The 13,694-nt window shown below is 50.3% G+C and carries 11 protein-coding genes and 1 pseudogene; 10 read left to right on the top strand and 2 right to left on the bottom strand.

The genetic code is table 11. The features are described from left to right. Positions 1–33 precede the first annotated feature (33 nt). A pseudogene (locus KMZ15_RS05590) lies at positions 34–672 on the bottom strand (OmpA family protein); the annotation flags it as partial. Between the two features lie 375 nt (positions 673–1,047). On the opposite strand from KMZ15_RS05590, the gene apbC reads away from it, so the two are divergent. The 9 genes from apbC (at position 1,048) to KMZ15_RS05545 (ending at position 10,928) form a co-directional block, all read left to right on the top strand. Continuing rightward, a complete protein-coding gene (gene apbC / locus KMZ15_RS05585) occupies positions 1,048–2,136 on the top strand; it encodes an iron-sulfur cluster carrier protein ApbC (protein WP_223691456.1) in 1,089 nt (362 codons plus the stop codon). A gap of 131 nt (positions 2,137–2,267) precedes the next feature. Then, positions 2,268–2,801: a superoxide dismutase family protein gene (locus tag KMZ15_RS05580; protein WP_223691454.1), complete on the top strand. Its 534-nt coding sequence runs from the start codon at positions 2,268–2,270 to the stop codon at positions 2,799–2,801. A gap of 196 nt (positions 2,802–2,997) precedes the next feature. After that, the gene (locus tag KMZ15_RS05575; RefSeq protein WP_223691451.1) at positions 2,998–3,132 is read left to right on the top strand and encodes a burhizin family lasso peptide; all 135 of its coding nucleotides are present in this window, start codon (positions 2,998–3,000) and stop codon (positions 3,130–3,132) included. A gap of 100 nt (positions 3,133–3,232) precedes the next feature. Next, positions 3,233–3,367, top strand: coding sequence for a burhizin family lasso peptide (locus tag KMZ15_RS05570; RefSeq protein WP_223691449.1), 135 nt, complete (start codon positions 3,233–3,235; stop codon positions 3,365–3,367). Between the two features lie 115 nt (positions 3,368–3,482). Beyond that, complete coding sequence (locus KMZ15_RS05565; protein ID WP_258134737.1) at positions 3,483–4,280, top strand: lasso peptide biosynthesis B2 protein; 798 nt, start codon at positions 3,483–3,485, stop codon at positions 4,278–4,280. Then, positions 4,201–5,949: an asparagine synthase C-terminal domain-containing protein gene (locus tag KMZ15_RS05560; protein ID WP_223691444.1), complete on the top strand. Its 1,749-nt coding sequence runs from the start codon at positions 4,201–4,203 to the stop codon at positions 5,947–5,949. Before KMZ15_RS05565 ends, KMZ15_RS05560 begins: the two co-directional genes overlap by 80 nt. Before the next feature lie 3 nt (positions 5,950–5,952). After that, positions 5,953–7,749, top strand: coding sequence for an ABC transporter ATP-binding protein (locus KMZ15_RS05555; protein WP_223691442.1), 1,797 nt, complete (start codon positions 5,953–5,955; stop codon positions 7,747–7,749). Between the two features lie 211 nt (positions 7,750–7,960). Next, positions 7,961–8,530: a dCTP deaminase gene (gene dcd / locus KMZ15_RS05550; protein WP_223691440.1), complete on the top strand. Its 570-nt coding sequence runs from the start codon at positions 7,961–7,963 to the stop codon at positions 8,528–8,530. 124 nt (positions 8,531–8,654) lie between these two features. Further along, the gene (locus KMZ15_RS05545; RefSeq protein WP_223691438.1) at positions 8,655–10,928 is read left to right on the top strand and encodes an arginine/lysine/ornithine decarboxylase; all 2,274 of its coding nucleotides are present in this window, start codon (positions 8,655–8,657) and stop codon (positions 10,926–10,928) included. Positions 10,929–11,069: 141 nt separating this feature from the next. Here KMZ15_RS05545 and argH read toward each other — a convergent pair whose 3' ends face one another. Further along, positions 11,070–12,476, bottom strand: coding sequence for an argininosuccinate lyase (gene argH, locus KMZ15_RS05540; RefSeq protein ID WP_223691436.1), 1,407 nt, complete (start codon positions 12,474–12,476; stop codon positions 11,070–11,072). Between the two features lie 197 nt (positions 12,477–12,673). Here argH and hemC point away from each other — a divergent pair, with 197 nt between their 5' ends. Then, positions 12,674–13,657 carry a hydroxymethylbilane synthase gene (gene hemC, locus KMZ15_RS05535; protein WP_223691434.1) on the top strand — a complete coding sequence of 328 codons (984 nt, stop codon included), beginning with the start codon at positions 12,674–12,676 and terminating at the stop codon, positions 13,655–13,657. Positions 13,658–13,694 lie beyond the last annotated feature (37 nt).

Here is a 13,694-nt window from a genome sequence, read left to right as displayed (position 1 = left end):
GACCGACTGGATAGGTTTTGCTTGCAGCGGGTACAAGAAAATTTCGACCCGCCGGTTTTGCGCGCGGCCAGTCGGTGTGAGGTTGTCCGCAATGGGTTGAGCTTGCCCGCGCCCTTCAGAGGAGAGCCGGCCAGAGGCAACGCCGCGGCTGACGAGAAAGTTAACCACCGCTAGTGAGCGGCTTTGTGAGAGCGTCATATTGTAAGGGACCGCGCCGGTATTATCGGTGTGACCAATGATCCGGGCGACCAACTCTGGATTTTGCACTAAGGTGCGCGCCACCTCATCAAGAGCCGGCGTAAATGTTGGCCGGATTTGATAGCTATTCGTTGCAAAAGAGACTGAACTCGGAATATTGACTTTGAGCGAACCGTCTTGTTGTTCAGTGATTTGCGTGCCAGTGCCTTGTGTGGCGCCTGCTAAGCGTTGCTTAATAGCTGACCAGTTGTAAGCCGTCATACCGCCCGCTACGGCGCCGATTGCACCGCCGATCATTGCGCCTTCCGAGTTGCCAATTAGCGCGCCCAAGCCAGCGCCCGTTGCAGCACCGATGCCAGTGCCTAGCGCGGCATTGTTTTGTTGCCCAGCAGGCGCTGCACAACCTGCCAAAAGTGCGCTAACGAGTAGGCAAGAAGCCAAAGGTTGGACGATTTTTTTTGAGTTAATGTTCATAATACACTCCGGAGATTAAGTTATGGCGCTAAAGTTTGTTGCCGCCACTGGCGCAACCCTAACTGTAAGGATGACCTTCACACAAGCATCAGTTTGAGTTACTGTCTGAGTGTGAATAGATTAAGGTTGCTCTAGAGCGAGCGTTTTGTGCAATATATTTTGATATTTCTTCGGTCATTGTCTGAATTGCGCATCACCTGAATGCTTTGTATCAGTTTGAATTATCCAATTTGCCTTGATCTCGCGTTATGATGAATGATTTCGAGCCGCTGTTATTAAGCTTAAGGGATAGGGCTATGGCAGGTTTGTGCTGCGTAGTTTTACCCTGCGGCCCAATAGGCCCGCTACCGTTACAATGAATGAGATAGAAATTTTATGAGTATTGATAACGCTCAGATTCAAGCTGCACTCGCTCAGATTATCGATCCGCATATGGGCGAGGACCTGATCTCAACAAAAAGCATTCACCATAGTGCGATCGAAAAAGGCTGCGTGACGGTTGATGTGGTGCTCAACTATCCGGCGCAAAGTCAGTTTGAGGCGCTGCATACTCGCATTACCCATGCGCTTTCTGCCTTGCCTGGGGTGGAGAGTGTTGACATCACTATTTCGCAGCAAATTACCGCACACGCGGTTCAGCACGGTATTAAATTACTCCCCAATGTGAAAAATATCATTGCCGTCGCATCTGGCAAAGGTGGGGTGGGTAAAAGCACCACAGCCGTTAACCTAGCGCTGGCGCTGGCGGCCGAAGGAGCGAGCGTTGGCCTGCTGGATGCCGATATCTATGGCCCATCCCAGCCGATGATGCTTGGCCTTGAGGGCAAGCCTGAATCAAAAGACGGCAAATCGATGGAGCCGCTTGAGCGCTATGGCATTCAAGTGAATTCGATTGGTTTTTTGGTTGGCACGGATACGCCAATGGTTTGGCGGGGGCCAATGGTCACGTCTGCATTTGATCAGTTGCTAAAGCAAACCAACTGGCGTGAACTAGACTATTTAGTTATCGACATGCCGCCGGGTACTGGGGATATCCAGTTGACGCTAGCGCAGCGGGTGCCAGTGACTGGCGCGGTGATTGTGACTACGCCGCAAGATATTGCCTTACTTGACGCTAAAAGAGGGCTAAAAATGTTCGAGAAAGTGGGGATTCCAATTCTTGGCATTGTGGAGAATATGAGTACGCATATTTGTACTCAATGTGGGCATGCAGAGCCTATTTTTGGCGCGGGCGGTGCAGCGCAAATGTGCGCTCAATACGGCGTTGAACTGGTGGGTAGTTTGCCGCTTGATATCAGTATTCGTGAGCGCACCGATGCGGGGTGTCCAACTGTGGTGGCGCAGCCGCAAGGTCACAATGCAGGCATTTATCGTGAAATTGCTCGCAAAGTTGCCATTGCTATTGCGCGTAAGGCGCGCGATATGCGCTCAAAGTTTCCAGATATTGTGGTGCAAAATACCTAGCGTCTTAGCGAGTACAATTTTCCCATATTCTGCCTCGAAAGCAGTATTATGATGTTTGAGTTAGCGTGATGGGGGGCTAATTTTTTTCATAAAGACCGCATTTTATCGCAGTACGAGTATTAGAGGATTGCATGAAAAACCAATCAGGCAAGGTGCTTTCTCCGGTTTTTATCATGCTGATGATAGTGGGTGTTTTCAGTGTGCTGAATGCCGGATGTTCGACTTTATTCGGGCCGCGTGAAAAGAGCGCGCACGCGATACTTCTGCCGGTGGTGGGGGGTACTGCACGCGGTACGGTTAATTTTGTTGAGCGTGCAGATGGTATGCAGGTCACCTACAATATCGTGGACTTACCGCCAAACAGTGATTACAGATTTCAAATTTATGAACGGGGCCACTGCGATGCATTCACTGCACGCAATACTGGTCAAGTGTTCGACCCGAGTCGCTTGAGTTGGAGTGGCACACCGGGTAACGCGCGCCCAGCAGGCAATATGCCCAATATTAAAGCGGACACAAATGGTGTCGCAACGGGTTTTGTGGTGGTCACTGAATTGACATTGGACGGTATTCGTTCAGTGATCGGCCGCTCGGTTGTTGTGCTGCATGATGAGGATACTTCTGTAGGAAAATCACGGCTTGCTTGTGGCGTGATTCGACGGTAGGTGTAGGTAGTCTATTTTGGTTAAAAAAACTCAAAAAATTTATTGCATAATTTTTTTTAACCTTCTATAGTACGAAAACACGTGATGGAATTTAGAGGTAATCCTCGTTTGTGATGATTCCATCCGTGTGCAGCAGATGTCATCCGTCTGCAGTATGGGGCGGTTTATTTTTCATTATTAGAATGAGGAAGTAATCATGACCGATAGCAAAAAAACCACCACACAAGATACCCAATTGAAAGACGAAGCTCTCACCGAGTTTTGTGCTTCCGAATCGACAATGGGTGGCTCAGGACAATATAGAGAAGCTGGCGTTGGTCGGTTCCTATAAGGATCGACTGATCGTCGCCTAACGAATGCCAGGCCAGTATTCTAGAAGCAAATAAATGACTTGCCTGGCATTCTTTCAACGAAAAAATGGGGAGAAAACCATGATTAAGAATCAAGAACTCAATTCGCAAGCTATCCAATTAGATGATGAAGCGTTAACGCAATTTAGCGCTTCTGAAGCAACCATGGGTGGCTCAGGACAATATAGAGAAGCTGGCGTTGGTCGGTTCCTATAAGGATCATCGGCTCATAAGGGAGGTGCCAGACACAAGCACTTAATCTACTCTTAGGTGCTTTGTCTGGCGTTTTTGGAAAACAATTACATAAAAAAGATAGATGCCTCATCATTTGATGCCCAATATTTTTGGGGCTTGTTTTTCAGGGCAAATTATTGTGCTCGACGTGATCCGTGATCGGTACGTCGTTTTATCTCATGGGCAGTCAGCCGCAGTCGCTCCTTATCTTGGCCTTGATTCGGCTTCTTTTGAAGTGAATGTTGCCTCCAATACCAGTATTTTGCAAAAATTAATTGAGGCCCATTTAGTCACAGAGCAAACCTTTCCGGCAGTCGATCCCAAATTAAATTCGGTCAGTCCTTCCCCGCAAACAGGAGGGATGTCTGCTAATGGGTGGAAGCTGGCGGATAATGCTTTTGAGCATAGGCCTGCTTGGCGCTGGATTATAAGAGCGATGCTTGACCTAAGAGCGGTACACAAGCACGCTACAAAGCAGGGGCTCACTGGCGTCTTGCAACTGTGTTCTCAAGCTATTGGGCAAAATGATTTGCGTTTTGGGCAAACAGAAGAATACACGCCTTTTGTGAATGCACTCAATTGGGCGTGTTTATTCTATCCAAAACCCACTAAATGCCTGGAGTGGTCTGCAGCGCTAACGCTCGTGTGTGCGCGTGCCGGCCTGGCATCAAAGCTGCTAATTGGCGTCCAATCTTTCCCATTTTATGCGCATGCGTGGTCGGAAACTGACCATGCGATCATTGGCGACAGTGCTCTGAGAAGAAAGGAGCTGTCCGTCATTCTTGAATTTCCAACACCGCTCTTGGAATTACCCTATGACCGTTCTCGGCATCATTTATCCCCAAACACAGGAATTTTTAACGCCAAACCGGGACTGGGTTTTAACTCAAGATAAAACCGGCCAAATAGCCGGTGCGTTATGGCAGGAAGCAGACGAGCGCCATACTACATGCACTCTGTATCGTGAGAGCGAAGCGTATTTCTATGGCTTTTATGGGCAAGCTTTTTCAAAGCAAGACAATACTGAAATTAATGAAAATGACTTGCGTGAGATTGCCTTAAAAGGCCCGTCTTTATTAACCGCTAAATTTTGGGGGCGGTATTTATTTGTCTGCTTTGATAAGGTAGCCAAGAAATTCATTTGCTGTTGCGATCCGAGTAACCAGTGGGCAATCTATTGGTCATGGTCTGAGCGCCACGGGTTGTTGTTTTCAGACAGCATGACCTGCTTGCATCAGACGCTCAAGGAGAGGGGCGAGCGCCCGGGATGGAATACCTCGTTTTTTACCACTTGGCTGCGAACCGGTTCAGTGCAAAGTGGCGAGTTGCCATTTGAGGGTGTCTCGGAGCTGCCACCAGGATGCGCTATTTTCTATACGCATGGACATAAGCCGGAAATGTTGCCGGTTTGGAATCCGCTGATGAGCGCGACAGATGGCTTAGCCTCTCAAAATCCGTATGAGATTTTGAAAAACTACCTGAGCTTGCAGATGCCAAACGATGAGCGGCCGGTATTAGAACTTTCAGGCGGCTTAGAGTCGAGCTCTGTTTTATTGGCATTGCGCGCGGTAGCGCCTGCTCAGCAGCGGATTGCTTGCGCTCATTATTACAATTCGGCGGTGGGCTCGTCTAACGAACTTGAGCATGCCCGCCGCGTCGCCCAAAGCGCCGGTGCTCAGCTCGGTGAAATCGACACTGACGTTTTATCGTTTGCGCCGGTCAAAGATCTGCCGCGTGTTGCCAAGCCGCATATCCGATATTGCTTGCTGGCCTTTAATCAGCATTTTGCGAGCCGGCTCGAAGAGCGTGAAAATAGTGTTTTGATTAGCGGACATGGCGGGGATTCGCTCTTTCTAGCACCGCCGCCTTTTGGCGTGCTGGCCGATGCCATGCTCACGTTGCGCTGGCGGCAGTTGTTTCGGATTGCGATGGATTTGGCGTTGATCCGTAGAACATCGCTCGCGCACATTGGGTGGCAGGCTATCAAGTCTGCACTCGCTGCGGACCCCTCCGAGGGCGTGAGCGGCACATTTGGCTTAATCTCTGACGCGGCCCAATTACCCCCCCTTGATGGCCGCTCTCATTTGCATCCGTTTATGCAAAAAACCAAGACTCGCTTGCCTGGCAAGTTATACCAATTATTCCTCGCCTATTTGGCGCTTGATGATGTCAGGACGCCAGCGTATCCATTCAAAAAGGGTACGCATTATCCATTTCTTTGCCAGCCAATGGTCGAATATGCGCTGTCGATACCCAGCTACCGTCATTTTGATGGTCCCCATAATCGGATTATCGTGCGGCAAGCCGTCTCCGAGGCAACCGGCTATCCACATCTCTGGCGGCGTAACAAAGGTGAAACCTCCGGTATCGATTTGCTCGGCATACGCCAACATAAGGATCATGTGATGGCGCACTGTCTTGAGGGTTTTCTTGTTAAGCAAGGGTATATCGACCCAATTAAAACCCGTCACGCAATCCAGGAAAGTTGCAAAGGTCGTAGCGAATATTTTATGGATATTCTTCATCTTTATGCCGCAGAACTCTTTATTCAAGGATGGCAATAGCCAATGAAATTAGTCAAAATGCCTAAAGCCTTTAAGGCGATTCGTTTTCTGTTTAGCTGCTTATGGACCGCTGAGCGGTATGCGCGCTGGCAAGTGATTGCAGCTACCGGATGTACCGGATTTTCAATTGGTCTGGCCGTGGTGACGCCAGTGCTGCTTAAATTGTTGATTGACGATTTTTCTAATTTATCGACTTCATCAATCACCGCTTATGCGCTGTGTATAGCGTATGGCTGTGCGTGGTTTTTCTCACAAGCGTTGCGGCGTGGTGAGCAGTATCTGGTGACGGCAATCAATGAGCGCATCAAACGGTCGATCACGGTCAATTATGTTAGCCAAGTCCTTAACCGTCCCGCTGCTGCGCTGAGTGACCACCAAAGCGGTGCTTCGGCGAGCGAGGTAAGCCGCGCACAAGACAGTGTGATGCGTGCTCTGATTGGGATTTTTTGGCATATTGCGCCACTTTGCATTGAAATTAGCCTAGCTTGCATTGTCGTATTTTTTATGTTTGGCGCGGTTTATGCTTTTGTCCTACTCGGATTTTTATCGGCGTATCTGTATTCCACGACCCTAACGATTTCCTATTATACGGGCTTACAGCGTCAGAAAAATCTGGCTTCGGACCGTGCCTCAACTGTGCTGATTGATACCCTCACGCATGCCGATACGGTCAAAGCTTTTTCAAATGAAGCGGGCGAATTGAGACAGCTTGACCGAGTTTACAAGGCGCGAGAACAAGCGAGTGTCCAGCTTGCTCGAAAAATGGAAATCTTCGGCGTGCTGCAGTTACTGATTGTTGGCATTGGGCTCGCTACGCTGACGAGTATGGCGTGCCGAGATATCTTTGCGCAGCGGTTTACCGTGGGCGACTTCGCGCTGTTAAATGGTTACCTTTTGCAATTCACCCTGCCATTGAGTTCTTTTGGTTATGCCATCCGTGAAGCACGGCTTGGTTTGTTCAATCTCGAAGAGCTGCTGGATAAATTGGAGACCCGCTGGGATTTCAAGTCTGCTAGTGATGCGCTGTTTGAGCGAGCGCCATCGATCCAATTTAAGCAGGCGAGTTTTAGCCATGCTCCGAGTAAATACGTTTTGCGAGATGCGAGCTTTACCGTTCCAGCCGGTGCATTTTGTGCGATTGTCGGCCCGACTGGCGCTGGTAAGTCGACCTTGATGAAGTTGTTATTGCGTTTGTATTCATTGGATAGCGGAGCGATTTTGATTGATGGTCGACCGATCGAATCGTTTTCTGAGCAAAAGTTGCGTCAGTCGGTCAGTTATGCCACTCAGGACGCGCATTTGCTCGATCGGTCGTTACGCGAAAACATCAATTTTGCTTGTCCGCATGCATCAGAGGCAGAGCTTACGCGGGCCATCAGCACAGCGGCGCTCACGCCAGTGATTGCGGCTGCAGCTGCTGGGCTCGAAACTCAAATTGGTGAGCGCGGTAACAAACTCTCAGGCGGGGAACGGCAGCGTGTCACGCTGGCCCGCGCACTTTTGAGGCAAAGTCATTTACTCCTTTTAGACGAGCCAACAGCCGCCCTTGATGGGCAAACTGAAGCGACGATTTTTAAGCATTTGCATGAACGTTATCTTCAAACCACCCGGCTTATCATCGCTCATCGGCTATCAGCCATTCAACATGCGGATTTGATCCTAGTGTTAAAAGATGGCGCGATTGCTGAGCAAGGCACGCATGGTAGTTTGTTGGCGAAAAATGGCATTTATGCGAGCCTTTGGCATAAGCAGGTTGGGTCCCCTATGCTTGAACAGCGTCAAGTCAGCGCCGCGTTTTGAAGTGGCAGGTAGTGGCAGCGCAAGCATTAAGCGCAATCATGCTATTGTTTTATAGCGTGGACCTGCGTTAAGCTAAGCCGCAGTCAGCCAGCGGTGGTGCCGGCAGCGAGGCACCACATTCAGCGCCAGGCCGGCGAATGTGTAGCGGGTCCCACCAAGCTGCTTCAATCAAGTAAAATAGTCGCTTTTACTTCTCTTCTCAGCACATCGAATGACAATTAAATCCGATAAATGGATTCGGCGTATGGCCGAAACGCATAAGATGATCGAGCCGTTTTCAGCGAACCAAGTTCGTCTCGGCGAAGATGGCCAAAAGATTGTCAGCTATGGCACCTCAAGCTATGGCTACGATATCCGGTGTGCGGACGAATTTAAAATCTTCACCAATATCAATTCAACGATCGTCGATCCGAAAAATTTTGATGAAAAATCGTTTGTTGATTTTAGGGGAGACGTTTGTATTATTCCGCCCAATTCGTTTGCGCTGGCGCGTACGGTTGAGTATTTTCGGATTCCGCGCAGTGTCTTGACGGTTTGCCTAGGAAAATCGACCTATGCGCGCTGTGGCATTATCGTTAATGTGACGCCGTTTGAGCCAGAATGGGAAGGTTTTGTGACGCTGGAGTTTTCTAATACGACACCGCTGCCCGCCAAGATTTACGCTAATGAAGGCGTGGCGCAGGTATTATTTTTTGAGAGCGACGAGGTATGTGAGGTCTCATATCGTGATCGTGACGGAAAATATCAAGGGCAAAGAGGCGTGACTTTGCCCAAAGCTTAAGCGTTTAATGTGCGGCTTTGGCCGCTGAAGTTTGAGTAAAACGCTGCGTGCTTGCTATCTTGGGCAGACCTACCCGGTATCCACGCTTTGAAATTCTCTCCCTCGTCTTTGAGAAACCTCTTTAATGAAATTTCGTTTTCCCGTCGTTATTATCGATGAAGATTTTCGCTCCGAAAATATTTCGGGCTCTGGTATTCGTGCATTGGCTGAAGCAATTGAAGGCGCAGGCATGGAGGTGCTTGGCTTAACGAGTTACGGTGATCTGACATCCTTTGCGCAACAGTCAAGTCGCGCCTCGTGTTTCATTCTTTCAATTGATGACGATGAAATCAGCGCCAGCGGTGTCGATGAAAATGGCGAAATCATGGGCGCTTTGATTGCCTTGCGTGCTTTCATCGCCGAGGTGCGCCGGCGTAATGCCGATCTGCCGATTTTTTTGTATGGCGAGACGCGCACCTCGCGGCATATTCCAAACGATATCTTGCGCGAGTTGCACGGCTTTATTCATATGTTTGAAGACACGCCGGAGTTTGTGGCGCGCCATATTATACGTGAGGCGAAAAGCTACCTTAATTCGCTGGCGCCGCCGTTTTTTCGGGCGTTGACCCACTATGCTGCGGATAGTTCATATTCATGGCATTGCCCAGGACACTCGGGGGGCGTCGCGTTTTTAAAAAGTCCGATTGGTCAGATGTTCCATCAGTTTTTTGGTGAGAACATGCTGCGTGCTGATGTGTGCAATGCTGTCGATGAATTGGGCCAATTACTTGATCATACGGGTCCAGTGGCCGCCTCTGAACATAATGCCGCGCGCATTTTTAACGCCGATCATGTGTTCTTTGTCACCAACGGCACATCGACTTCTAACAAGATTGTTTGGCATGCAACCGTGGCGCCTGATGATATTGTTTTGGTTGACCGCAATTGCCATAAATCGATTTTGCACGCGATTACAATGACCGGTGCGATCCCCGTGTTTTTAACGCCCACACGCAATCACTATGGGATTATCGGCCCCATTCCACGGGATGAATTTAAGCCAGAAAACATTCGCCGCAAGATTGAAGCTAACCCGTTTGCACGTGAGGTGCTCAAGCAAAATCCACTCGTGCGGCCGCGGATCTTGACCATCACGCAAAGCACCTATGATGGGGTGGTGTACAACGTTGAAATGATTAAAGAGCTGCTTGGAGATCTGCTGGACACGTTGCATTTTGACGAAGCTTGGTTGCCACATGCCGAGTTTCACCCCTTTTACCGGGATATGCATGCGATTGGCGCTGGCCGCGCACGCACCGGTGCACTGGTTTTTGCGACGCATTCAACGCATAAATTACTGGCGGGTATTTCGCAAGCATCGCAGATTGTGGTGCAAGATTCGGAGCATTCTACGTTTGATCGGCATCGCTTTAACGAAGCGTATCTGATGCATACCTCAACCAGCCCGCAATACGCGATTATCGCCTCGTGTGATGTGGCGGCTGCAATGATGGAGCCGCCTGGTGGCACTGCGCTGGTCGAGGAATCGATTGCCGAGGCGCTTGATTTTCGCCGTGCCATGCGCAAAGTGGGGGCTGACTATGAGGCTGATTGGTGGTTTGAGGTTTGGGGGCCAGGCGCTTTAGCTGAAGAAGGCATCGGGGACCGTGAAGATTGGATGCTGGCGCCGAATGACCGTTGGCATGGCTTTGGCGCGCTTGCCGAAGGTTTTAATATGTTGGACCCGATCAAGGCGACGATTATCACGCCAGGTCTTAATGTAGACGGAGAATTTGGCGAGACGGGTATCCCCGCTGCGATAGTAACGCGCTATCTTGCTGAGCATGGCATCATTGTTGAAAAAACCGGACTCTATTCTTTTTTCATCATGTTTACCATTGGCATTACGAAAGGCCGCTGGAATAGTATGGTGACCGAACTCCAGCAATTTAAGGATGACTACGACAGTAATCAGCCGCTATGGCGCATCTTGCCGGAGTTTGTGGCCAGCTATCCGGCCTATGAAAAAGTCGGCTTGCAGGATTTGTGTCAACAGATTCATACGGTCTATAAGTCAAACGATGTGGCCCGGATGACCACTGAGATGTATCTGTCCAATATGGAGCCTGCGATGAAGCCGGCTGATGCGTTTGCCAAACTCGCGCACCGCGAAATCGATCGGGTGCCGATTAATGAACTCGAAGGCCGCGTCACGAGCGTACTATTAACGCCTTATCCGCCGGGCATTCCATTGTTAATCCCAGGCGAGCGCTTCAATCGTGCGATTGTCCGTTATTTACAATTTGCGCGTGAATTTAACCAGCATTTTCCGGGTTTTTATACGGATATTCACGGTCTGGTGGCAGAGACCGTGAATGGGCGCGCTGAATATTTTGTCGATTGTGTGCGCAGCGCATGACCTGTGCATCAAATAGAGTGTTGAATTAAGTTTAAGTAACGTCAGGTTACACTATCCGAACTGACGTTACTTAGGCGCTTTGCAAGCGGCAATCTGCACTGATGTTACTTAGCGCTTTGCAAGCGGCAACTTGCACTGACGTTACTTAAGCGCTTCACGAGCGGCATTAAGTGCCAACTGGACTTGTTCCGGTGCGGTGCCACCTGGATGCCGGCGGCTTGCGACTGAGCCTTCGAGCGTTAAATAGCTAAACACCTCTGGCTCGATTAAGGATGCATTCTCCGGCAGGATACCGCGTAACTCAGCCAGTGTGAGATCGGTCAGATTACAATCGCGTTCGACGCAAACGCGTACTGCATGCGCCACGGCTTCATGCGCATCGCGAAACGGTACGCCGCGCTTGACCAAATAATCGGCTAAATCCGTGGCCGTCGCATACCCTTGTAATGCTGCTGCGCGCATGGCTGCGGGTTTGACCTCAATGCCGCTTACCATATCTGCAAAGATTCGCAAGGTATCGGTTATGGTATCAACGGTATCAAATAGGGGCTCTTTATCTTCTTGATTGTCTTTGTTATAGGCCAGCGGCTGCCCTTTAACCAAGGTCAATAACGCTATCAGGTTGCCGTTGACGCGACCAGTCTTGCCACGGGCGAGCTCGGGGATATCTGGGTTCTTCTTTTGCGGCATGATCGATGAGCCGGTACAAAAACGGTCAGCTAAATCAATAAACCCCACGCGCGGGCTCATCCACAGCACCAGTTCTTCAGAGAAACGCGAGAGGTGAGTCATAATCAGAGCGGCTGCGGCTGTGAATTCAATCGTAAAATCTCGATCGGAAACGGCATCGAGTGAATTGGCGCATAGCTTATCAAAGCCAAGTAAGTCGGCAACCCGCTGCCGATCAATCGGGTAACTGGTGCCGGCCAGAGCAGCAGCGCCTAAGGGCAGATGGTTAACGCGCTTGCGGCAATCCAGTAAACGTTCGCTGTCGCGCGCCAGCATTTCGACATAAGCCAGTAAATGGTGGCCAAAGGTGACGGGCTGAGCCACTTGCAAATGCGTAAAACCGGGCAAAATCGTCGCCACGTGATGTTGGGCAAGGTCGATCAGAACACGCCGCAACTCAATTAGCAGCGTATGGATGTGATCGATTTCACCGCGTAACCAGAGCCGCATATCCGTCGCGATTTGATCATTGCGCGAGCGGCCAGTATGCAAGCGTTTACCCGCGTCGCCAATCAGTGTAGTGAGGCGCGCTTCAATATTTAAATGGACATCTTCTAAAATAAGCTGCCAGTTGAATTCACCGCCTTCTATTTCGTCTCGGATTTGCGCCATCCCACGCTTGATCTGGTTGAGGTCGTCCAGGCTGATGATGGCGCATTCCGCCAGCATCGTGGCGTGGGCGAGTGACGCTTCGATATCGACGAAGGCAAGCCGTTTATCAAAAAAAACCGATGAAGTGTAGCGCTGGACGAGTTCGGATAACGGTTCGGAAAAACGAGCCGACCATGCTTCGCCTTTTTTATTAAGCTGAGAGGTCATTGAGATCGCCAATAGAGGGGATAGGCCACCTGGCCTATGCAGTTCAAAGATTTTTAGATTATAACAAGCCCTGCGTGGCTTATCATCCATATAGAAAGAGTTTGTAAAGCTTAGTGAACTGAACAAAGTTAAGCGGCTCTTTTGCAAAAAGGCAGCGAGTGCGTGCTACCATTCATTTTTAATTTACCTGTGTTGCAATGCATTCTAAGTCAACTCCGTTACGAGCACCTAGCACGCTAGTGATTGCTTCGCGACAAAGCCGTTTAGCCCTGTGGCAAGCTCAATATGTCAGCGATGCGTTGCAAAAATTATATCCAGCGACAAAGATTGAAATCCTGGGCATGACAACGCGCGGTGATCGGATTCTCGACCGTGCCCTCTCGAAGGTCGGTGGCAAGAGCCTTTTTGTTAAAGAGCTTGAATATGCACTGGCCGATGGCCGGGCTCACCTTGCGGTGCATTCGTTAAAGGATGTGCCGATGTTATTGCCAGAGGGGCTTAAGCTGGCGGCTATTTTGGAGCGAGCGGATCCGCGCGATGCTTTTGTTTCTCCTTATTACGAGTCGCTGGCTGGATTGCCAGCGGGTAGCGTGGTTGGCACCTCGAGTTTGCGCCGCGAGGCAATGGTGCGCGCGCGCTATCCGCACCTTAAAGTGCACCCGTTGCGTGGCAATTTGGATACCCGCCTGAATAAATTGGATGCCGGTGAATATGCGGCGATTATCGTGGCGGCTGCGGGCTTAATCCGGCTTGATTTGAGTGAACGTATTCGCCTGTTGCTGGAGCCGAGTGAGAGTTTGCCGGCTGCTGGACAAGGCGCACTGGGGATTGAAATTTGTGCAGAGCGTGCTGATGTCGAAGCTTGGCTTGCGCCGTTGCATCATCACCGCACGGCCTTCGCAGTTGAGGCTGAACGGGCTGTGTCTTGCTCGCTTGGCGGTAGTTGTGACGTGCCATTGGCGGCTTTTGCTCAATGGGAGGGGGAGCTGTTGCATTTAGAGGCGAAGGTGGCAACGCCTGATGGTGGGCGGGTTCTGTGCGCGCAAGGTCAAGCAACGCCAAGTACGCTGGCGCAGGCGGTAGCGCTTGGGCAGAGTGTCGCCGCTGAATTAGGTAGGCAGGGCGCGCATGAGATTGTGCAAGCGCTGAGTTCGCCTGCCGCCCCGGCGCATGGCGAATAGATGGGCAGTTTTTTAATGGCGCGTGGGCGTAGCGTGC

This window comes from Mycoavidus sp. HKI (genome assembly GCF_020023735.2).
Lineage (GTDB): Bacteria > Pseudomonadota > Gammaproteobacteria > Burkholderiales > Burkholderiaceae > Mycoavidus.
The sequence above is the reverse complement of the archived record's forward strand: the minus strand, read 5'-3'. Positions and strand labels throughout refer to the sequence as shown.

Coding starts and splice junctions, on each gene's coding strand:
- KMZ15_RS05575 (WP_223691451.1), top strand. CDS start 2,998: ATGACCGATAGCAAAAAAACCACCACACAAGATACCCAATTGAAAGAC.
- argH (WP_223691436.1), bottom strand. CDS start 12,476: ATGACCTCTCAGCTTAATAAAAAAGGCGAAGCATGGTCGGCTCGTTTT.
- KMZ15_RS05570 (WP_223691449.1), top strand. CDS start 3,233: ATGATTAAGAATCAAGAACTCAATTCGCAAGCTATCCAATTAGATGAT.
- hemC (WP_223691434.1), top strand. CDS start 12,674: ATGCATTCTAAGTCAACTCCGTTACGAGCACCTAGCACGCTAGTGATT.
- apbC (WP_223691456.1), top strand. CDS start 1,048: ATGAGTATTGATAACGCTCAGATTCAAGCTGCACTCGCTCAGATTATC.
- KMZ15_RS05580 (WP_223691454.1), top strand. CDS start 2,268: ATGAAAAACCAATCAGGCAAGGTGCTTTCTCCGGTTTTTATCATGCTG.
- KMZ15_RS05565 (WP_258134737.1), top strand. CDS start 3,483: ATGCCCAATATTTTTGGGGCTTGTTTTTCAGGGCAAATTATTGTGCTC.
- KMZ15_RS05555 (WP_223691442.1), top strand. CDS start 5,953: ATGAAATTAGTCAAAATGCCTAAAGCCTTTAAGGCGATTCGTTTTCTG.
- KMZ15_RS05560 (WP_223691444.1), top strand. CDS start 4,201: ATGACCGTTCTCGGCATCATTTATCCCCAAACACAGGAATTTTTAACG.
- dcd (WP_223691440.1), top strand. CDS start 7,961: ATGACAATTAAATCCGATAAATGGATTCGGCGTATGGCCGAAACGCAT.
- KMZ15_RS05545 (WP_223691438.1), top strand. CDS start 8,655: ATGAAATTTCGTTTTCCCGTCGTTATTATCGATGAAGATTTTCGCTCC.